Source organism: Arsukibacterium sp., from assembly GCF_018402695.1.
Taxonomy (GTDB): Bacteria; Pseudomonadota; Gammaproteobacteria; order Enterobacterales; family Alteromonadaceae; genus Alishewanella.
The window spans coordinates 158,357-177,843 of sequence record NZ_JAGYIM010000011.1 but is presented as its reverse complement, the minus strand read 5'-3'; the positions used below and the strand labels follow the sequence as shown (position 1 = coordinate 177,843).

General features: G+C 50.3%; 20 protein-coding genes. 7 read left to right on the top strand and 13 right to left on the bottom strand.

Annotation, left to right across the window (positions count from 1 at the left end; translation table 11 throughout):
* Nucleotides 1-13: 13 nt before the first annotated feature.
* The 4 genes from KG631_RS05620 (at nt 14) to KG631_RS05605 (ending at nt 5,007) form a co-directional block, all read left to right on the top strand.
* A complete protein-coding gene (locus KG631_RS05620; RefSeq protein WP_213996398.1) occupies nt 14-838 on the top strand; it encodes a methyltransferase in 825 nt (274 codons plus the stop codon).
* Between the two features lie 14 nt (nt 839-852).
* Nucleotides 853-2,148 carry a phosphoribosylamine--glycine ligase gene (gene purD, locus KG631_RS05615; RefSeq protein WP_213996393.1) on the top strand — a complete coding sequence of 432 codons (1,296 nt, stop codon included), beginning with the start codon at nt 853-855 and terminating at the stop codon, nt 2,146-2,148.
* A gap of 3 nt (nt 2,149-2,151) precedes the next feature.
* Nucleotides 2,152-3,945, top strand: a complete 1,794-nt coding sequence (locus KG631_RS05610) for an ExeM/NucH family extracellular endonuclease (RefSeq protein WP_213996389.1) — start codon at nt 2,152-2,154, stop codon at nt 3,943-3,945.
* Between the two features lie 165 nt (nt 3,946-4,110).
* Nucleotides 4,111-5,007 carry a phosphoribulokinase gene (locus tag KG631_RS05605; protein WP_213996386.1) on the top strand — a complete coding sequence of 299 codons (897 nt, stop codon included), beginning with the start codon at nt 4,111-4,113 and terminating at the stop codon, nt 5,005-5,007.
* A gap of 53 nt (nt 5,008-5,060) precedes the next feature.
* On the opposite strand, the gene speD is transcribed toward KG631_RS05605, so the two are convergent.
* The 10 genes from speD to rpe form a co-directional block, all read right to left on the bottom strand.
* On the bottom strand, nt 5,061-5,867 hold the full coding sequence (speD, locus tag KG631_RS05600) for an adenosylmethionine decarboxylase (protein ID WP_213996941.1): 807 nt from the start codon (nt 5,865-5,867) through the stop codon (nt 5,061-5,063).
* Between the two features lie 48 nt (nt 5,868-5,915).
* Nucleotides 5,916-6,344, bottom strand: a complete 429-nt coding sequence (locus KG631_RS05595) for an OsmC family protein (RefSeq protein ID WP_213996380.1) — start codon at nt 6,342-6,344, stop codon at nt 5,916-5,918.
* An 84-nt stretch (nt 6,345-6,428) separates the two neighbouring features.
* Nucleotides 6,429-6,779 carry a DUF3802 family protein gene (locus KG631_RS05590; RefSeq protein WP_213996379.1) on the bottom strand — a complete coding sequence of 117 codons (351 nt, stop codon included), beginning with the start codon at nt 6,777-6,779 and terminating at the stop codon, nt 6,429-6,431.
* Nucleotides 6,780-6,887: 108 nt separating this feature from the next.
* Nucleotides 6,888-8,357 (bottom strand): succinylglutamate-semialdehyde dehydrogenase, encoded by a 1,470-nt coding sequence (gene astD, locus KG631_RS05585; protein ID WP_213996377.1) that lies wholly within the window; start codon nt 8,355-8,357, stop codon nt 6,888-6,890.
* Between the two features lie 13 nt (nt 8,358-8,370).
* A complete protein-coding gene (astA, locus tag KG631_RS05580; protein ID WP_213996372.1) occupies nt 8,371-9,390 on the bottom strand; it encodes an arginine N-succinyltransferase in 1,020 nt (339 codons plus the stop codon).
* 119 nt (nt 9,391-9,509) lie between these two features.
* Complete coding sequence (locus KG631_RS05575; RefSeq protein ID WP_213996370.1) at nt 9,510-10,727, bottom strand: aspartate aminotransferase family protein; 1,218 nt, start codon at nt 10,725-10,727, stop codon at nt 9,510-9,512.
* A 290-nt stretch (nt 10,728-11,017) separates the two neighbouring features.
* Nucleotides 11,018-12,133, bottom strand: a complete 1,116-nt coding sequence (locus tag KG631_RS05570) for an HDOD domain-containing protein (protein ID WP_213996367.1) — start codon at nt 12,131-12,133, stop codon at nt 11,018-11,020.
* The gene (locus KG631_RS05565) at nt 12,130-12,744 is read right to left on the bottom strand and encodes an aminodeoxychorismate/anthranilate synthase component II (RefSeq protein ID WP_213996364.1); all 615 of its coding nucleotides are present in this window, start codon (nt 12,742-12,744) and stop codon (nt 12,130-12,132) included. The genes KG631_RS05570 and KG631_RS05565 overlap by 4 nt, the downstream gene beginning before the upstream one ends.
* A 30-nt stretch (nt 12,745-12,774) precedes the next feature.
* A complete protein-coding gene (gene trpS, locus KG631_RS05560) occupies nt 12,775-13,782 on the bottom strand; it encodes a tryptophan--tRNA ligase (RefSeq protein ID WP_213996363.1) in 1,008 nt (335 codons plus the stop codon).
* A 78-nt stretch (nt 13,783-13,860) separates the two neighbouring features.
* A complete protein-coding gene (gene rpe, locus KG631_RS05555; RefSeq protein ID WP_213996357.1) occupies nt 13,861-14,538 on the bottom strand; it encodes a ribulose-phosphate 3-epimerase in 678 nt (225 codons plus the stop codon).
* Nucleotides 14,539-14,760: 222 nt separating this feature from the next.
* On the opposite strand from rpe, the gene KG631_RS05550 reads away from it, so the two are divergent.
* The 3 genes from KG631_RS05550 to KG631_RS19180 all read left to right on the top strand — a co-directional run bounded on the left by KG631_RS05550 (nt 14,761) and on the right by KG631_RS19180 (nt 16,042).
* Nucleotides 14,761-15,441, top strand: coding sequence for a TorF family putative porin (locus KG631_RS05550; RefSeq protein WP_213996355.1), 681 nt, complete (start codon nt 14,761-14,763; stop codon nt 15,439-15,441).
* Between the two features lie 152 nt (nt 15,442-15,593).
* On the top strand, nt 15,594-15,848 hold the full coding sequence (locus KG631_RS05545; protein ID WP_213996351.1) for a hypothetical protein: 255 nt from the start codon (nt 15,594-15,596) through the stop codon (nt 15,846-15,848).
* Nucleotides 15,848-16,042, top strand: a complete 195-nt coding sequence (locus tag KG631_RS19180) for a DUF2970 domain-containing protein (protein ID WP_213996345.1) — start codon at nt 15,848-15,850, stop codon at nt 16,040-16,042. Before KG631_RS05545 ends, KG631_RS19180 begins: the two co-directional genes overlap by 1 nt.
* Here the strand turns inward: KG631_RS19180 and KG631_RS05535 are convergent.
* From KG631_RS05535 to aroB, 3 genes are read right to left on the bottom strand one after another with little or no spacing between them, the layout of a single operon-like run.
* A complete protein-coding gene (locus KG631_RS05535) occupies nt 15,981-16,859 on the bottom strand; it encodes a Dam family site-specific DNA-(adenine-N6)-methyltransferase (protein ID WP_213996343.1) in 879 nt (292 codons plus the stop codon). The genes KG631_RS19180 and KG631_RS05535 overlap by 62 nt on opposite strands.
* Nucleotides 16,860-16,863: 4 nt before the next feature.
* Nucleotides 16,864-18,399: a hypothetical protein gene (locus KG631_RS05530; RefSeq protein ID WP_213996340.1), complete on the bottom strand. Its 1,536-nt coding sequence runs from the start codon at nt 18,397-18,399 to the stop codon at nt 16,864-16,866.
* Entirely contained in the window at nt 18,399-19,454 is a 1,056-nt protein-coding gene (gene aroB / locus KG631_RS05525; RefSeq protein ID WP_213996337.1) for a 3-dehydroquinate synthase, read from the bottom strand. Before aroB ends, KG631_RS05530 begins: the two co-directional genes overlap by 1 nt.
* Nucleotides 19,455-19,487 lie beyond the last annotated feature (33 nt).

Below are 19,487 nucleotides of genomic sequence, written 5' to 3'. Positions count from 1 at the left end.
AGAGAGCCTGAAGATGAAAACACTTAGCAAAGTTATAACGTTATCAGCAATACTCTTGTCGCTGCCAGTACTGGCAGACAGTACCACTGACGCTCTGCAGCAAGCGGCTGATCATCATGTCCGCAGTGAGCAGAATAAAAGCCGGGATAAATACCGCAATCCGGTAGAAACCCTGCAATTCTTTGAAGTTACGCCGAAAAGCACTGTGGTAGAAATATCACCCGGTGGTGGTTGGTACACCGAAATACTGGCGCCGTTACTGGCCGCACATGGTACTTATTACGCCGCCCATTTTCCGGCTGACAGTAACTCAGACTATTACAAAAAAAACCTGGCGGCGTTTAAAGAAAAGCTGGCTGCAGATCCAATATACAGCCGGGTAACATTAACCGAATTTGCCCCGGGTAACAGTGATGCCATTGCACCGGCTGGCAGCGCCGATGTGGTGCTGACCTTCCGTAACCTGCATAACTGGTATGGTCAGGGTGGCGATGAGGCTATGGTGACAATCTTTAAGGACTTTTATAAAGCGTTAAAACCGGGTGGTGTGCTGGGTGTGGTCGAACACCGTCTGCCAGCCGACCAAATGGCCGGCGACTGGACCAAAACCGGCTATTTCCCTGAACAATTGACTGTCAGCCTGGCTGAGCAAGCAGGCTTTGTTCTGGAAGAAAGCAGCGATATTAACGCTAACCCGAAAGACACAGCAGATCACCCGCGCGGTGTCTGGACCCTGCCCCCGGTATTACGGCTGGGCGAGCAAGATAAAGCCAAATACCAGGCGATTGGTGAAAGCGATCGGATGACCCTGAAATTTCGTAAACCTGTAGCACAATAAAACGGAAAAACCCGATGAAAGTATTGGTAATCGGCGGCGGCGGCCGCGAACATGCGCTGGCCTGGAAGGCGGCACAATCTTCTTTAGTCAGCCAGGTCTTTGTTGCACCTGGCAATGCGGGCACCGCCCGTGAAGCAAACCTGCAGAACGTCGCTATTGCCGCTGATGATGTCGCGGGATTACTGGCTTTTGCCAAAGAGCAACATATCGATCTGACGATTGTCGGTCCGGAAGCCCCGCTGGCGAGAGGCGTCGTAGACGTATTTCGCCAGAATAGCCTGGCTATCTTTGGCCCGACCCAGGCAGCAGCACAGCTGGAAAGCTCAAAAGCATTTGCCAAGGACTTTCTGTCCCGCCATCAAATCCCGACCGCCGCTTACCAAAACTTTACTGAGATTGCCCCGGCCAAAGATTTCGTTAAAAAACTGGGCACACCCATTGTGATTAAGGCAGACGGACTGGCGGCAGGTAAGGGCGTTATTATTGCCCAGAGTGAAGCCGAAGCCTTTGCGGCGATTGATGACATGCTGGCCGGCAATAAATTTGGTGATGCCGGCAGCCGGGTGGTTATTGAAGAGTTTTTACACGGTGAAGAAGCGTCCTTTATTGTGATGGTAGACGGCGAGCATGCGCTGGCCTTTGCTTCATCGCAGGATCATAAAGCTCGCGACAACGGCGACAAAGGGCCTAATACCGGTGGCATGGGCGCGTATTCTCCCGCTCCGGTTGTTACACCTGCGGTGCACGACTGGGTAATGCAGCAGGTTATTTACCCGACTGTGCGCGGTATGGCTGCAGAGGGTAATGTGTTTACCGGTTTTTTATATGCCGGCCTGATGATCGCCCCTGACGGTTCAGCCAAGGTACTGGAATTTAACTGCCGCTTTGGTGATCCGGAAACTCAGCCGATAATGCTCAGATTACAATCTGACTTAGTGGCCCTATGCCAAGCTGCCGTTAACGGCAGGCTGGATCAGGTGACTATCGATTTCACAGAGCAGGCAGCGGTAGGCATTGTGCTTGCGGCAGGCGGTTATCCGGACAGCTACGCCAAAGGTGCGGCAATAGCCGGTCTGGACGGCATCGACACTGACAGCGCCAAAGTGTTTCATGCCGGCACGGCGTTAAAAGACGATAACGTCGTCACTAATGGTGGCCGGGTACTTTGCGCCACAGCACTGGGTGCCAATGTCAGTGCTGCACAGCAGGCTGCTTATAAGCTGGCCAGCCAGATCAGCTGGGATGGCATGTTTTATCGCAGCGACATTGGCTATCGTGCGGTTGCCCGCGAACAAGAACAACAAGGCTAAATCATGCGCGTAATGACGTTTATACCGCTTGTCTCGTTACTGTTAAGCCTGACGGCTTGTAGTAATTCTGAACAACAGCTCAGCTGCGACAACCCGTCCCGGCCAGTGGTCACGATTTCTGCTATTCAGGGCCAGGCGGAGCAAAGCCCGTTACTGGGCCAGCAAGTGATAACCCAGGGAGTGGTAATCAGCGAAGTCTATCCTGACTCGCCCCTGCCCGGGTTGATGCTGCAAAGTCTGGCAGCAGATGATAAGCCCAAGACCTCAGAGGGTTTATTTATTCAGCTTACAGAGAACAGTGGCTATCAGCACGGCGATGTATTGCTGCTGCAGGGCACGGTCGCCGAAATTAACGACCTGACATCGCTGGTTGATATCAACCAGGTTGTCCGTTGCGCTACTGAGACCCAACCTGCGCCAACGGCCGTTAACCTGCCGCTTAGCCCAGAACTGAGCTTTGAAGCGTTAGAGGGCATGTGGCTGAGCTTTTCGCAGGATCTGATTGTAAATGACAGCTATCAACTGGGCCGTTATGGTGAGCTGATCCTGGCCGACCAGCGTTTACTTGTCCCTACTGAAATTAAACTACCTGGCGAAGAAGCCCGCCGTTACGCCGAACAACAACTGCGACAAATGCTGGTACTGGATGATGGTCGCTGGCAACAGAACCCGGATCCGGCACCTTATCCGCCAAGCGGTTTAACAGCAGGTAATAGTCTGCGGCTGGGTGATACCGTGCGCGGTGTCAGCGGCGTATTGTTTCAGGATGAGCGTGGCTACCGCCTGATCCCAACAAGGACTCCGGAGTTTGTGAATACTAACCCACGGCCAGCGGCTCCTGCTGCCAAAGCAGAAGATGAGCTGCGGTTAGCGGTGTTCAATGTTCTGAACTTTTTTACCGGCCATGGCCAGGCACAGCCATTCCCAACCCGTCGTGGCGCCCGTACGCCGGAGGATTTGGCCCGCCAGCAGGCTAAACTGGTCAGCGCTCTGGCGGCAATGGATGCGGACATTATCGGTTTGCTGGAACTGGAGAACAATGGCTACGGCGATGGCAGTGCCATGGCTACCTTGGTTGCCGCATTGAACGACGTCGTCAGTTCCCCTTACAGCCTGGTCACAACCGCAGAAACGCCGGGCACTGATGCCATTAAAGTAGGTTTAATCTACCGGGCGGCAGCGGTCAGCGAAACCGGCACAGCTGTAACCCGGACGGCTGAGCCCTTTACCCGGCTGAACCGGGCACCGGTGGCTCAGACTTTTAAACATCTGGCCAGTGGTAAAGAGGTCACCGTAGCGGTTAATCACTTTAAATCAAAAGGCAGTTGCCCGCGGGACGACAGCCTGCAGTTACAGGCAGATCAGAATGACGGTCAGGCGTGCTGGAATGCGGCCCGGGTGGAAGCCAGCAACGCCTTGTCAGCCTGGTTAGCAACTTCGCCAACCGGTGTTGCAACCCCTTACCAGTTAGTTGTTGGCGACTTAAATGCCTACCGGATGGAAGACCCGGTGCGGGCCCTGGAACAGGCCGGTTGGACTTATCTGCATGATAAGCAAAACCCGGGGTTTTCTTATGCATTCCGTGGTCGCAGCGGTTCATTAGATCATGCACTGGCCAGCCCACAGCTGGCACAGTATCTGCGCACGTTGCAGCACTGGTCAATCAATGCCGATGAACCCGTGTTGCTGGATTACAGCAGCCGTTATAAATCAGCAGAGGCGCAACAGCGTCTGTATGGGCCCACCCCCTACCGTTCCTCTGATCACGACCCGGTGATAGTAACCTTCGGCTTTTAACTTCCGTATGTGCCAGGCGGCCGGCAATCGAATGCTGGCCGCCCTGTCAGCTCAGCATAACAGTTCAACACACCCGTTCAACATAGCAGGCCTCTGCCAGATAAAAGTTGCAGCCGGTAGCGGTGTTGCTTTATGGTATCTGCAATTAATTTAATGGCGCAGCCTATGTCTCATAAAAATCCGATTATCGCGATCACCGGCTCCTCAGGCGCCGGTACTACCACCACTACGATCGCTTTTCAGCATATATTCCGCACGTTGGGAATTGATGCCGCCTTTGTCGAAGGTGATTGCTTTCATCGTTTCAGCCGGCCGGAAATGGATTTAGCGGTGCGTAAAGCCAAGGAGGCCGGCCGCTATATCAGTTATTTTGGGGCGGAAGCCAATGACTTTGGCGCGCTGGAAACCTTTTTTGCCAGCTATGCAGAAACCGGCACCGGTCGCATCCGGCATTATCTGCATACCTTTGACGAAGCGGTGCCCTACAATCAGCTGCCAGGCACTTTTACCCCCTGGCAGGACTTGCGTGCCAATACCGATTTACTGTTTTATGAGGGCTTACACGGTGGGGCCGTTACTGAGCAACACAATGTCGCACAACATGTTGATTTACTGATTGGCATGGTGCCAATAGTGAACCTGGAATGGATTCAGAAAATTATCCGCGACACCTCTGAGCGTGGCCACAGCCGCGAAGCAGTGCAGGCCAGTATCGTCCGTAGTATGGATGATTACATTAACCATATTACGCCGCAGTTCTCCCGCACCCATATCAACTTTCAGCGGGTGCCGACAGTAGATACTTCTAACCCGTTCAGCGCCAAAGACATTCCATCACTGGATGAGAGCTTTGTCGTGATCCGCTTTCGTGGCATTAAACATGTCGACTTTCCGTATTACCTGCGGATGATCCACGGCTCTTTTATGTCACGGGTCAATACCCTGGTGGTACCTGGCGGCAAGATGGGCTTAGCAATGGAGCTGATTTTAACGCCGTTGATCGAGGCAATAATGCAAAAACGGCGCCAGGCTCGGGGTCAGGCAGACTGGTTAGGCAAGTAACCTGTTGCGCTGGCTGCCAGCTGGCGCCACTTTGGTTTTTGTCAATCTGGTACTTATTTCATCTCAGGTAAATTGCGACCGTAGAAAATTTCCCGGATTTCCTTAAACACCTTTTTACTGATCGCTTTCTGCTCATCTGCCGTCATGCTATCGGTACCCATGCCAAACAGGTAGTTGTTCAGATCAGCCTCTTTTAACATCATCTTGGTGTGAAACAAATTCTCCTGATAGACATTAACGTCAATCATCTGAAATGCTTGTTTGGTGTCACTGTCCATAAAGTTCTGGATAGAACTGATTGGGTGATCAATATAATGCTTGGTGCCACTGATATCGCGGGTGAAACCGCGCACCCGGTAGTCAATGGTGACCACATCTGATTCAAAGCTGTGGATCAGAAAATTCAGCGCTTTTAACGGTGAAATAATGCCACAGGTCGATACTTCAATATCGGCCCGGAAGGTACAGATACCGTCGTGCGGATGCACTTCCGGATAGGTATGAACACAGATATGGCTTTTATCCAGATGCGCGACCACCGTCTCTGGCAGTGGCCCCGGATTTTCTGAATTGTCCGGATTGACCAGCACCGGTTCTTCACTTACCAGAATCGTCACGCTGGCACCTTGCGGATCATAGTCCTGACGGGCGACATTAAGCACATTGGCCCCGATAATATCAACTACTTCCGTTAAAATATCGGTCAGCCGGTCAGCATTATACTGCTCATCAATATACTCAATATATTCCTGCCGGTGCTGCTCGGTTTTAGCATAACAAATATCGTATAAGCTAAAGCTTAAACTTTTGGTCAGGTTGTTAAACCCGTGCAGTTTCAGTTTTTCAAAAGGCTTTACCAATTTCTGCAATCTCCACTACAGCAACCGCTGTATTGTTTAGCTGGGCAATTACTCAGACGCGACAGTCTGGCTTGCGTTGTTTACACTATAGGAATGGCTTACAGCAACACTGCTGGCCAGCATAATTGACACTGAGCAATATTTATCAGCAGATAAATCGACTGCCCGTGCCACTTGTTTTTCGCTCAGATCATGGCCAGACACCACAAAGTGCAGGTGAATTTTTGTAAATACCCGGGGCACACTGTCCGCCCGCTCTGCTGTCAGCTCAACTTCACAACCTAGCACTTGCTGGCGGGCTTTTTGTAAAATACTGACCACATCGACTGAAGAGCATGCGCCGGCAGACATCAGTACCATTTCCATTGGGCTGGGGGCTGTGCTGTCTGCACTGTTTGCATCAAATACCACTGCATGGCCACTGGCCGAACGGCCTATAAAACTCAGGTTATCAACCCAGCTGACTTTTGCTTGCATATCCGGTTCCGGCATGAAATTTTAGGCTGGATATTCTACGGAAATATGGGGCGGGTAGCCAGCATTAATCCAATGCCCGCATTGCTAATCCATTAATCTGGCAATGGCACTGTCAAACAGGTTTTTGATTAACAATGCAATTTCATTAATCAGTTCGGCCTGCTCGACAGTCGCTTTTTTTTCCAGCACGCTGCTCAGCACTTCCTGAAAATCATACATGATGCCATCAACCTCACGAATGATCATGCTGCGGTGGTTCATTTCCAGCTCAGTATGCTGGGTACAGAGGGTAATAATCTGCTCAGCAATCCGCTCTTCCAGAATCACCCCTACCGCCTTGCCGTTGGCGGGCACGGTACCATCCTGGGTAAACAGGGAGAGATGCTCAGTTAAGAACTGAATAAGATGCTCGTAGCCGGGTTGATCAGTCACCATTTGGAAGGGTACCTGCATTACTTGGCGTTTAAAAAACACTACAATAGCGCAATTTAAGCAAAATGTCGGCAAGAAAACAAATCGGGGCCGCAGCCCCGATTTTACAGCTTAAAATGTCAGCCCTGGTGCTAATTGTTCAGGCATTAACACCTGATCTAATTCTACCGATGCGACCGGATAGGCGCAGTAATCGGCCGCGTAATAGGCACTGGCCCGGTGATTACCGCTGCCTCCAATGCCGCCAAACGGCGCTGCTGAGCTGGCACCGGTTATCGGCCGGTTCCAGTTAACGATACCCGCCCTGATCCGCCGGTAAAAATGCTGATACAGCTCCTGACTGTCACTTAGCAAACCTGCTGATAAGCCAAAACTAGTATTATTGGCCGCATCAATAGCCGCATCAAAATCATTGAAGCGGAATACTTTTAGCAGTGGGCCGAAATGCTCTTCGTCCGGGAAGTTCTTGACGTTACTGCATTCGATAATACCCGGCGACACCAACGCAGTATCATTTTGTAAATGCTGCAGTTCAACCAGAACCTCGCCACCTAAATCTATTAACTGCTGCTGAGCAGCCCGCATACCTTTGGCGGCGGCCACCGAAATCATCGCGCCAATGAATGGCTGTGGTTCAGCATCATACAGGCCCACTTTAATATTGCGGGTTACTTCAATTAGACGGGCCAGAATCGCATCGCCCTGAGCATTAGCTGGCAAAAACAGCTTGCGGGCACAGGTACAGCGCTGGCCGGCAGAAATAAACGCCGATTGCACAATATCGTGGACGACAGCATCAATATTGCTGACATCCTGCACAAGCAGTGGGTTATTGCCACCCATTTCCAGCGCCAGGATCTTTTCTGGCCGACCGGCGAACTGCTGGTGCAAATAGTGGCCGGTGCGCGAACTGCCAGTAAAAAACAGACCATCGATACCATCGTGGCTGGCTATCGCTTTACCAGTATCGACTTCGCCTTGCAGCAAATTAAGCACGCCTGCCGGCAAGCCCGCTTTTTCCCACAACTTAACCGTGTGCTCAGCTACCATTGGCGTTAACTCAGAGGGCTTGAACACCACGGTATTACCCGCCAATAAGGCAGGAACTATATGACCATTAGGTAAGTGACCGGGAAAATTGTAAGGACCGAATACCGCCACGACACCGTGGGGTTTATGCCTGACAAAAGCCCGACCCTGCGGCATCGGGTTCTCTTTAGTGCCGGTACGCTCTTCATAAGCCCGTACCGAAATATCAACCTTGCCTATCATAGCGGCCACTTCAGTGCGGCTCTCCCATAGGGCTTTACCGGTATCCCGGGCAATGCATAACGCCAATTCTTCTTTATTGGCGGCCAGTTGCTCAGCAAACTGCTTTACAACGTCAACTCTGTGCTCAAAACTTAAATCACCCCAGCCATATTGGGCTGCGCGGGCAGCACTAATGGCGGCATCCACCTGTTCTGCACTGGCGGCCTCACCCTGCCAGACCTGCTGGTTTTTAGCCGGATCCAGTGATGTAAAGGGCTTGCCCTCTCCTGCCAGCCATTGGCCATTAATAAATTGCGCTGCGTGGCTCATGTCTTACCCCTGCTTAAATTCTGGTTAATCGGACCTGATCACCGGCTTTTACTCCCAAAGCATCGGCACAGGCCTGCGGCAGTACAACCTGGTCGCTCTGCTCAGTGACAGTCAGCGATAACCAGGTCGCACGGAAATTGTCGATAGTGGTATTACAGATTAGATAGGGTTGGCTATCCGGTCCCGGCGTTCCAATCTGCACCTGTAGTTTGCGACTATACCGAATTGAACGGATATGCTCTACCCTTGCCTCCACCGTTGGCCCGGCGTCAAAAATATCGACATAGCCACGGTTAGAAAAGCCTTCGGACTGCAGTAATGCGATTGCCGGCCGGGTTTTTTCGTGTACTTTACCGATCACCTGCTGTGCCTCTTTGCTGAGCAAGCTGACATATATCGGATATTTTGGCATCAGCTCCGCAATAAAGACTTTCTGGCCGATACCCGTCAGATAGTCAGCGGTCGGGAAGTCGACTGAGAAAAAGTGTTCCTGCAGCCAGCGCCAAAACGGCGAATGGCCATTCTGGTCTGATACGCCACGCATTTCAGCGATGACTCTGTCAGCGAAGCGCTCAGCAAACTCAGCCATAAACAAAAAACGGGCTTTTGATAACAAGCGGCCATTGTTTTTTTCGCGACGGTTCTCGCGTAAAAATAACGTACATAGCTCACTGACTCCGGTGTAATCATTACATAAGGTTAGAATATCCACCGTTTTGTACACACCTAGCGAGCGAGAACTATGAACTACCTTACCCAGATGATAATGATAAAAGGCATCATCCAGGCCTACTGCGGCTTCGAGCGCGCTGGTACCACAAACCTCACCGTTGCTGGTGTCCTCCAGCACAAACAAGTAGCCTTCGTCACCCGGGCTGCTGACCGCCTTTTGTAACGATTGCTCAGAACGGCTAATCTTGCGCATCAGCAGCTCATCATTCACCGGCAGCGAGGTAAAACCATGCCCCGACTCTACTGCCATCTGATAGAGCGCCGGGTAATCATCCGCTCGGATTGGGCGAATCACCATCATCGTCGCTTACTCCATTTTTGCTTTATAACCTGACAGGGCAACCTGTGTTGCCCCGCTGTGCTTCATTACGCGGTCTTACTGCCGCTGTAGCTGTTGCTATGCCTCAGGCTCAGTGGCCGTTACGCCTCAACCACCTGTTTTACTGCTGCGGCAAAACGTTGCATACCTTCGCGAATATCCTGCTCGGTAATCACCAGTGACGGCGCAAAACGAACAACATCCGGCCCGGCAACCAAGGCCATTAAGCCATGATCAGCTGCAGCCAGGAAAAAGTCACGTGCCCGCCCCTGGTATTTTTCATTCAGAACGGCGCCCAGCAACATGCCCTGGCCACGAACTTCGGTAAATACGTGATACTGATTATTAACGTCCTGCAGACACTCGCGGAATAGTTGTTCATTACGCAACACATTTGCCAGCAATTCAGGCGTATTAATAGTATCAATAACCGCCTCCGCAACCGCACAAGCCAACGGATTGCCACCATAAGTACTGCCGTGGGTACCGACTTTTAAATGACTGGCAATGGCGTTACTGGTTAGCATGGCGCCAATTGGAAAACCACCTCCTAATGACTTCGCCGTGGTCAAGATATCCGGAGTGACACCATAGTTCATATAGGCATAGAGTTTGCCGGTGCGGCCCACTCCGGTTTGTACCTCATCAAATACCAGCAGCGCATTATGCTTATCACATAACTGACGCAACCCCTGCAGAAATTCCGGTGTTGCCGGAATAATACCACCCTCGCCCTGAATGGGCTCGACTACGATGGCGCAGGTATTATCAGAAATAAGCGCTTTGACACTGTCCAGGTTGTTAAACTCTGCGTGTTGCACTGCACCAGGTTTTGGTCCGAAACCGTCAGAATAAGACGCCTGACCACCTACCGTTACGGTAAAGAATGTGCGACCGTGAAAGCTTTTACCAAAAGAGATAATTTGTTGTTTTTGCTCACCAAATTTATCTAATGCCCAACGCCGGGCCAGTTTAAAAGCTGCTTCATTCGCTTCAGCACCAGAATTGGCAAAATACACTTTGTCAGCAAAAGTCGCATCAACCAATTTTTTGGCCAGGCGCAGCGCCGGCTCGTTGGTCAGGACATTACTTAAATGCCACAGTTTGTCCGCTTGTTGCTTGAGTGCCTCTACTAAGGCGGGATGGCAATGACCGAGGCTGCTTACCGCAATGCCACCGGCAAAATCAATATATTCACGTTCATTCTGATCCCAGACCCGCGAGCCCTGGCCACGCACCGGAATAACGCTGGCCGGGGCATAATTCGGTACCATCACTTCATCAAATAAGGCTCGGTTTACTGCAAAGTTTGTTGTCATGTTCCTTTCCTCTATCTTAAGCGGGGTCGGTCTGTTGGCCAGGATCTTGCTGCCACTGCCGGTTATTATCGCAGCATTATTACAGGTTTCGGGGCAGTTGTCTCGTCAGGAAAAATAGCTAAACCCTGAAAAATCAAGGGCTGCAGATAGATTTGCAATCGAACTGAATAACTAAGCAACCAGCGCCAAGTCCTCCGCACCAGGCTGCCACCCCCGTTAAAGGTGCCGCTGGCATTATGCCTGCTCGCGGGCAAAAATCTGGTTTTGCATGATTATGGCTAAAAAAATTGTTATAAATCGATGCTTAGCCGCTTTAAATTAGTTTTGGCCAGGGTATTCAACTGGTCTTCTGTTAATTTGACGGCAGCAAACCAGTTTTCTGCATCCGGGACACTTGCTTTACCCGCGGCCTTTAACTGCTGCCATTGCACATAAACCTGAGCTTGCTGCACTATTCGGCCCAGGGGGCTGATACCATTAAAACCGATACCTTCGGCCAGCTGGTCCAGCGTCTGGCACAGCGGTAACTGTTGTAATGTCCAGCGTGAACAAATGTCTGCACTTAAGATTTCAGCAAATTCCAGCAAACTGTTACTTAAAAAACTGGCGTCCGGTTCAAGGCTGTCCAACGCATCCGTTAATTCGTTATTACGCTCATCCCGTGCTTTAAGTAGCTCTTCCTGTTTAATTTGCTGATAAGTCCGCAGATAGTTGCGGGTTACCACTATATGGCCAAGCGGATGAAACAAGCCGACACAAAAAGCGGCATACGGCAGTTCTGCGCTGTCTTCCGCCAGCCGGCGTGCAGCAATGGCACACGCCAGGGTGTAATCCCATAACCGGGTTTTAAAGCCAACAAAAGGGTCGGTAGCATGCGGTAAACAGCGGCGCATGCCATATACCGGCACAATCAGCTGCAAGCTTTCCACCCCGAGAAAACGCAGTGCTGTTTTCACATCTTTGATTAACGCACCTGAGGCGGTGCGGTTACGATACTGGGGTTGATTGACCAGTTTAAGTAAGTCTTCTTTTAACCAATCAACTTCGCTTATTAACGGGTCAAGCTGATTAATAGTGACGGCTTTATGCGCCAGCTTATCCAGCACCTGATGATAAACCGGCCCTAAATCGAAAATGGAAGCACTGACCAGCGAGATATTTCCAAGGCGCTGAAACAATTGATCGGCAACCTGATCATGCATATGGGCCTGAGCAAACTCAACAAACTGCTGGCGGGCTTGTTGTCCCGCCAGGCGCTGCTGCATGGCGTGTGCATCGACGGCCAGCAATTTACGGGTAGTCGGCAAGCCGGTTTTAACCTGATACTGCAGTCGGTTTGCTTCAGGGTTGACGCCGATAAAGTCATCCCAGAAAAGTTGGTGTAATGGCGTATTAAGATTGCTCATTGCTGCTTGACCGCATTGTGGTGTGATACATTCGCAGGCTGCTGTAAAAAGTTACTCAACATGGCTTTACCCGCGCTACTTAAAATCGCTTCCGGATGAAACTGAACCCCATGTATCGCCAGCTGCTGATGCATTAAGCCCATGATTTCAGCCGGTTGCCCAGGCTCGCCGGTCCAGGCTGTAGGGGTCAGGTCAGCAGGCAGACTGGCTGCGTCAACCAACAACGAATGATAGCGGGTTACCGCTAACGGCGAAGGTAACCCGGTAAATACTGACTGGTTATAGTGGTGAATATCAGAGTTTTTACCATGCATGACTTTAGCGGCCCGGCATACCCTGCCGCCAAATACCTGCGCAATTGCCTGATGGCCAAGGCAAACACCTAACAGCGGTATTTTGCCAGCGAAGTATTCAATTGCCGCCAGGCTCACGCCCGCCTGATCGGGCGTGCCCGGCCCGGGCGATATCACCAGATAATCAGGTGCCAGCGCAGCCATTTGCGCCACATTAATTTCATCGTTGCGCTTTACCAAAACCTGCTGGCCAAGCTCAGCAAAGTACTGTACCAGATTCCAGGTAAAAGAATCGTAGTTGTCGACCATCAACAGCATGACTGACTCCGCCAGTACCGATATACCCGATTACTCAGGTACAACAAAACCCACTGCATCATTTACTTTTGCCAGGGTAACAGCTGCCCGGCTACGAGCTTTTTCAGCACCGGCACGCATTACGCTTTGTAATACCGGCAAATCGGCCCGCAACTCGGTAAAAGATTTTTGCACAGGCTCCAGCAGGGCAATCACAGCGTCTGCCACATCACCTTTAAGATGGCCATACATTTTACCTTCGTATTCGGCTTCCAGCGTCTGAACCGATTTACCCGTAACACCACTTAAAATACTGAGCAAATTAGCCACGCCAGGCTTAGCGTCCAGGTCAAAACGCACCCGCGGTGGGTCCTCTGAATCTGTCATGGCTTTTTTAAATTTCTTGCTGATTATTTTCGGGTCTTCCAGCAAGCCAACAAAATTCCACGGATTCTCGTCAGATTTTGACATTTTCTTGGTAGGGTCCTGCAAACTCATTACCCGGGCCGCGACTGGCGGGATATAAGGCTCTGGCACAGTAAATATCTCACCATGTGCCGCGTTAAAACGCATAGCAACATCACGGGCTAACTCTAAATGCTGTTTTTGATCATGGCCTACCGGAATTTGGTTAGCCTGATACAACAAAATGTCAGCCGCCATTAATACCGGATAGGTAAATAAGCCAGCATTAACATTATTATTGTGGCGCTCAGACTTGTCTTTAAACTGGGTCATCCGGCTTAGCTCACCAAACTGGGTATAACAGTTAAGTACCCAGGCTAACTGGCTATGCTCCGGTACATGTGACTGCATAAATACTGCAGAGCGTTGAGGGTCAATACCGCAGGCTAAATAAAGTGCCAGGCTGTCCAGTGACGCATTACGCAGCGCTATAGGGTCCTGCCTTACCGTAATAGCATGCAAGTCGACGATACAATACAAACAGTCATAATCATCCTGCATCTGATCCCACTGCCGCAGTGCACCCAGATAGTTCCCAATGGTGAGTTGTCCTGAAGGTTGGGCGCCACTTAATACTATTGGTTTGCTACTCATGATGGGTTCACTGTCCTCGGTTAAAACATCTGCAAAAGAGCGGCATTATAGCCGCAAGCAAGCGCAGAGCGCAGTATATTATTTGCCATGCACTGCCGCCAGCGTCTGGCGCATACTGTTAATCGTCTGCTGGTAATCATCGCTGTTGAAAATAGCCGAACCGGCAACAAACATATCTGCCCCCGCTGCGGCAATATCCCCAATATTGTCGGCTGTAACGCCGCCATCGACTTCCAGCCGGATCGGTAGACCACTGGCGTCAATTATTTTCCGTACCTGAGCCAGCTTATCCAGCGTGGCAGGAATAAACTTCTGGCCGCCAAAGCCCGGGTTAACCGACATCAGCAGAATAACATCCAGCTTTTCCAGCACGTAATCCAGGTAGCTAAGCGGCGTGGCCGGGTTAAACACTAAACCCGCCTGACAACCATGACTTTTAATCAGTTGCAGGGTGCGATCGATGTGGCGTGACGCTTCCGGGTGAAAGGTAATAATACTAGCACCTGCTTCGGCAAACTGTGGGACCAGACTGTCGACCGGCTCAACCATCAGGTGCACATCTATCGGTGCAGTTATGCCGTAATTTCGCAATGCCTTACAGACCATCGGCCCGATAGTCAGGTTTGGCACATAGTGGTTATCCATCACATCAAAATGAACCACATCGGCCCCGGCTGCCAGCACGCTCTGAACTTCGCTGCCTAGCCTGGCAAAATCTGCAGATAAAATTGAAGGGGCGATTAAATAAGGCAACATTGAGCTGCTCCACACATTTTAAAAAGCTGACTTTACTGAATTAACTGCTAAAAAGCACGCGTTGTAACTTGCACAAAAAGCAGGCAGCCGCGCACCAGTTGAGCGCAAAAAGTGAGTGAAGAACTTTGGCGTAACATTTAGCCTTTTGTTTTTTATGGTTTATTTCATTTGGCATAGTTATTGGAATGGAATAACCAGGGAATAAACAAAAGGGCAATACCAATGAAAATGACAACAACACTTTCCAGTTTAATCACCGCCGGTTTACTTATCGGCCTGGTCAGCACCAGCGCCGATAGCCAAGCAGTTGAGCTTAGTGGTGACATCACGTTCACGTCCGACTATGCATTTCGTGGTATTTCGCAAACCGATGAAGCTCCGGCTATTCAGGGTGGTCTGACCCTGAGCGACGCGTCAGGCTTTTACATGTCAGTATGGGGTTCCAGCGTCGACTTTGGTGGCCAGGGCACCCTTGAATTTGATGTTATGCTGGGCTGGAGCGGTGCAATAAACGAAGAATGGTCAGTAGATGTCGGCGTGATGCGTTACGGCTATCCGAATACGGAGTTTGCTGGTTCCAACTTCTATGAACTCTATGGCTCGCTATCTTATCAGGACTTCACTTTTGGTCTGGCTTATAGTGATGACTACTATGCCAACGCTGGTACCTATTTCTATCTGTACGGGGGTTACAGTTATGCACTGACGGATAATCTGGCACTTGACTTACACGTTGGTCAAAATGAATATGATGACAGTACAGCGAGCTATCTGGATTGGAGCATTGGCCTGAGTACTGAAGTGCTGGGGGCAGGTTTAAGCCTGGCTTACGTAGACACCGACATAAATGACTGTAACCTGTGTGACAGCCGGGTGATATTCAGTGTGTCAAAAAGCTTTTGAATGTAACTGACAGTCTGAAAAAAAGTTGCTCAGGCATACTGAGCAACTGATCCGGTTAATTACTGCAGCGTATACTAAATAAGCAACTTGTATCCACAATGCAGATCCATTACACTCTGCAACTAGTGATTAAAGCGTTAACTGGATTTAACATGAAAATTACCTTTAATAGTAAAGTATTAGCGATTGGCACAGCCATAGTGTTGACTGTTGTCGCCGTGGGTTATGTTAAATCTACGCCGCTTTGTCAGGATGGCAATGCCAAAACTGCTAACGAAATATGCCAGAATGTACAACAAAACTGGTTAAGCTGGATTAAAGGTGACAGCCGCTCTACCCAATTTCATTTTGTTGACTTTCTCGAATTATTAAACCGCTTAACCCCTTCCAACAACAAAACTAATTAATGGCGCAAAGCAAGGCCAGCACCTGGCAAGTAATTAAGGCCGTTTTGGGGGCGTTTGTCGGGGTGCAATCAGAGCAACAACGCCAGCTTGATTTTCAAACCAAAAGTATTGTGCCGTATATTGTTGTCGGCATCATTGCTGCACTGTTGTTTGTAGCAACTCTGCTACTGACAGTAACGTTGGTACTGGCTTAACTGCCGGATATAAAGCAAACAGTTCAGCTACTTTACCTCTGCCCGCCCCTTTCTGACTTATCGAACGTCCAACCTGTATACTATGTAACTTAGCCTGCTGGTATATTTTACGGGTCCAGGTAGTGTCGTGATTGCTTATTAGCACGCTATGGCCGCTTTGCTGCGCCCGCTCTGCTAAATTCGCCAGTTGTGCCTGATCATCCAGATTAAAACCCTGCCTGGCATAGCTGGTAAAGCTGGCTGTTTTACTAAGCGGCACATAGGGTGGGTCACAGTAAACAACAGCCTCTGCTGAAAGCCCGGCAAAAACCTGCTGGTAACTACTGCAGCTAAAGCGGGCTTTTTGCGCTTTTTCCGCAAAATAAAACAACTCAGCCTCTGGAAAGTAAGGTTTCTTATAACTACCAAAGGGTACGTTAAACTTGCCGGAAAGATTGTAACGACAGAGCCCGTTGTAACCATGCCGGTTAAGGTACAGAAACAATAATGCGCGTTGATAAGGGTCGGTACTGCTGTTGAATTGTTGCCGCAAAGCCAGGTAACTACTGCGCACATTAGCACTGGCACAGAACAGGTTCCGGGCATCGGCGACAAAGGTTTCCGCTTTATGCTGCACTATCTGATATAACTGAATTAAATCCGCATTAATGTCGTTCAGGACATAACGTGGATAATCGGTGTTCAGAAAAACCGAACCTGCTCCGACAAAAGGTTCAACTAACTCCGGCCCAGCAGGCAAATGTTTAATCAACTCCGGCACCAGGCTATATTTTCCACCGGCCCACTTTAGAAAAGCCCGGTTACGCTTTACATTCACCAGACTATTCCTGTACTTCTGTCGCTGCACGGTTTCTTGCCAGAGCTTTAATTTCTTGTTGTACCTGACCAACCGGTTTAACAAAGGGCCCCGCTGAGCGAAGTGCTTCAGGTAGCGACGCTCTGGCCTGTCTTGCGCTCCTGACATCAGGAAAATGATCCTGGGTAAGGATGATCCATTGCAACTGGCCCTGCCAGCTGCGCTGATATACCATGATGTCTATATCCGGGTAGGCGCTGACAAAACGCTGCAATGCAGGTTCAGATGATAGTACAGCCAACTGCAACACTCTGGATTCAGCTGGCAACATCAATAACTGTTGTTCCTGATAAAGCTGTCCCGCTAATTGGATCGCTGTTTCAGTGCTTCTGGACGGTAGTAAGTTTGCGACAGATTCAGAATCGACCTGCTGCCCGGCACCCTCTGAAAGCTCCGCTGTGCTTTCAGCAGATCCATCCAGGCGCTCGGTAGTTTCAGCTGGCCCTGCTTCTGTCGTACTGGCCTGTTGCTGCATGGACTCCGGCAGCGCAGGGCTGGTTACCGGCTCAGAACTTGCTTCTGGCTCAAGACTTACTTCCGGCTCAAGACTTACTTCCGGCTCAGGGCTGCTATCTTGCGCTGCGCTGATATTAAGTTCCAGGCCTGATATCACGTCAGTGTTGTCAGACCGCCCCGTGTCGTTTTCAGACTCGGGGCCCTTTGCTGGCTCAGAGGTATCTATTGGCTCAGGGCTGTTTTCTCGCTCAGGGCTGTTTACTCGCTCAAGGCTGTGTTCTCGCTCAAGGCTGTTTTCAGACTGGCTGCGGATTTGCAGCTCATTAGTTTTTGCCGTCATGTCTGGGGTTGTATGTTCAGTATTGGTGGGCCACCACCAGCTGATGGCAACAGCCAATACCAACAGAGCTATAGCTGCAGGCAATAACCAAAACGCCGCAACAGGCGTTTTGCGCTCTTCTGGCTTAACACGCGCACTGTGAAGCAAGTGCATATTGCCCGCACTGGCGGCAAACCGCTCAGCGACGGCCAGTGGATCCAATGCTTTGTCTTGCAATACCTGACTAGCATCTTGCAAGGTAGGAATATTAATACTTAAATTAAGCGCCATGTCGGCAGAAGGCTCGCCCAGCATGAAAAAACCGAGGCAATCTAGTTGTAATAGCCGTTGCCTTGAACTGCTGTTGAGCAAACTGAAATTATCGACGATTAACAATAGCGGCAGAGCACCCGCAACCGGGGCTGCCATTAGTTCTGCCAAAGTCGGTTCAGACTGACGTTGGCCAAACCAATGTTGTTTCAGCTGTCCTTCCAGCTCAGCTTCGGTGACCGGCCCGCTAAGCAATGCGACATTTGCCTGCTCCGAAAACAGTTCGGCTAACGCCAACGCCAGTATTGATTTACCACTACCCTCACCGCCTACCAGACCTATATTCTGGAAATCATTAAAGGCCAGCTGAAATAACAGCCTGTTAAGTAGTTCATGCTGTGATGGCAATAAATGGCGCTGTTCAGCCAGTTTTTGCTGTAATACGGTGGTGTCCATCAGCCAAAAACCTGCAGTAACTCTGCTTCGGTGACATCAGCAACCAGGCTGGCCTGCCCCAGGGCTGGTAGCAATACGAAACGCATCTGACCGTCTTTCACTTTTTTATCGGTTTTCATGTATGGCAAAAAATCGACAATCTGCATCTTGTCCGGCACTGACACGGGTAGTTTAAAACACTGCAAAGCGCTGCTTACCGTGGCAACGTCCTCTGTGCTTAACCAGCCCCGATGCGCTGACAATTTTGCCGCCATCAGCATACCGACCGCCACAGCTTCGCCATGTAACCAGTTACCATAGCCCATAAAAGCTTCGATTGCATGGCCAAATGTATGGCCAAGATTCAGTAATGCCCGCTCGCCCTGCTCTGTTTCATCCCGACTGACAATATCAGCCTTCATCTGACAACAGTGGCGGACCATTTGCGCCAGGATATCGGGTTGCTGCAGGCAAATCTGCTCATTATGTTGCAGCAGCCAGTTCAAAAAACCAGCGTCAGCAAGCAAAGCATATTTGACCACTTCAGCCATACCAGCAGCAAACTCACGGGGTGGTAGGGTTGTCAGGGTAGCCGTGCTGATAACAACATGTTCAGGCTGTTTAAAAGCACCTATCATGTTCTTACCAAGGGGGTGATTCACCGCAGTTTTTCCGCCAACTGAAGAGTCGACCTGAGAAAGTAAACTGGTGGGTATTTGCAAAAAGCGGACGCCTCGCTGAAAACACGCAGCAACAAAACCGGTCAGATCGCCAATAACCCCGCCACCCAGTGCAACCAGTAATACATCACGGGACATGCCTCTCTCAAGTAAAAAAGACATGATAGTTTCGAACGACGCCAGTGTTTTGAACGCTTCACCGTCTTCAATCAGAATATGCAGGGGAGAATTGCTGAATAAAGCACTGACTTTATCTAAATATAATGGCGCAACGGTGGGATTTGAAACAATCACAACCTGTCTGGCATTGGCAAGCGCAGCAGGCAGCGCAGTAAAGCCGGTATCAATCTCTATCGGGTAGCTGCGCTGACCAAGTTGGACTTCAACTTTATGCATTTGCAGCTCCCCTTTCTTTAAAAACCCAATTGT

Excerpts from the sequence above, each read along its gene's own strand:
- trpS (WP_213996363.1), bottom strand. The coding sequence starts at position 13,782 with ATGAGTAGCAAACCAATAGTATTAAGTGGCGCCCAACCTTCAGGACAA.
- KG631_RS19180 (WP_213996345.1), top strand. The coding sequence starts at position 15,848 with ATGGCGCAAAGCAAGGCCAGCACCTGGCAAGTAATTAAGGCCGTTTTG.
- rpe (WP_213996357.1), bottom strand. The coding sequence starts at position 14,538 with ATGTTGCCTTATTTAATCGCCCCTTCAATTTTATCTGCAGATTTTGCC.
- KG631_RS05575 (WP_213996370.1), bottom strand. The coding sequence starts at position 10,727 with ATGACAACAAACTTTGCAGTAAACCGAGCCTTATTTGATGAAGTGATG.
- astA (WP_213996372.1), bottom strand. The coding sequence starts at position 9,390 with ATGATGGTGATTCGCCCAATCCGAGCGGATGATTACCCGGCGCTCTAT.
- purD (WP_213996393.1), top strand. The coding sequence starts at position 853 with ATGAAAGTATTGGTAATCGGCGGCGGCGGCCGCGAACATGCGCTGGCC.
- KG631_RS05550 (WP_213996355.1), top strand. The coding sequence starts at position 14,761 with ATGAAAATGACAACAACACTTTCCAGTTTAATCACCGCCGGTTTACTT.
- KG631_RS05530 (WP_213996340.1), bottom strand. The coding sequence starts at position 18,399 with ATGGACACCACCGTATTACAGCAAAAACTGGCTGAACAGCGCCATTTA.
- KG631_RS05545 (WP_213996351.1), top strand. The coding sequence starts at position 15,594 with ATGAAAATTACCTTTAATAGTAAAGTATTAGCGATTGGCACAGCCATA.
- aroB (WP_213996337.1), bottom strand. The coding sequence starts at position 19,454 with ATGCATAAAGTTGAAGTCCAACTTGGTCAGCGCAGCTACCCGATAGAG.
- astD (WP_213996377.1), bottom strand. The coding sequence starts at position 8,357 with ATGAGCCACGCAGCGCAATTTATTAATGGCCAATGGCTGGCAGGAGAG.
- KG631_RS05605 (WP_213996386.1), top strand. The coding sequence starts at position 4,111 with ATGTCTCATAAAAATCCGATTATCGCGATCACCGGCTCCTCAGGCGCC.
- KG631_RS05590 (WP_213996379.1), bottom strand. The coding sequence starts at position 6,779 with ATGGTGACTGATCAACCCGGCTACGAGCATCTTATTCAGTTCTTAACT.
- KG631_RS05620 (WP_213996398.1), top strand. The coding sequence starts at position 14 with ATGAAAACACTTAGCAAAGTTATAACGTTATCAGCAATACTCTTGTCG.
- KG631_RS05595 (WP_213996380.1), bottom strand. The coding sequence starts at position 6,344 with ATGCAAGCAAAAGTCAGCTGGGTTGATAACCTGAGTTTTATAGGCCGT.
- KG631_RS05565 (WP_213996364.1), bottom strand. The coding sequence starts at position 12,744 with ATGCTGTTGATGGTCGACAACTACGATTCTTTTACCTGGAATCTGGTA.
- KG631_RS05610 (WP_213996389.1), top strand. The coding sequence starts at position 2,152 with ATGCGCGTAATGACGTTTATACCGCTTGTCTCGTTACTGTTAAGCCTG.
- KG631_RS05570 (WP_213996367.1), bottom strand. The coding sequence starts at position 12,133 with ATGAGCAATCTTAATACGCCATTACACCAACTTTTCTGGGATGACTTT.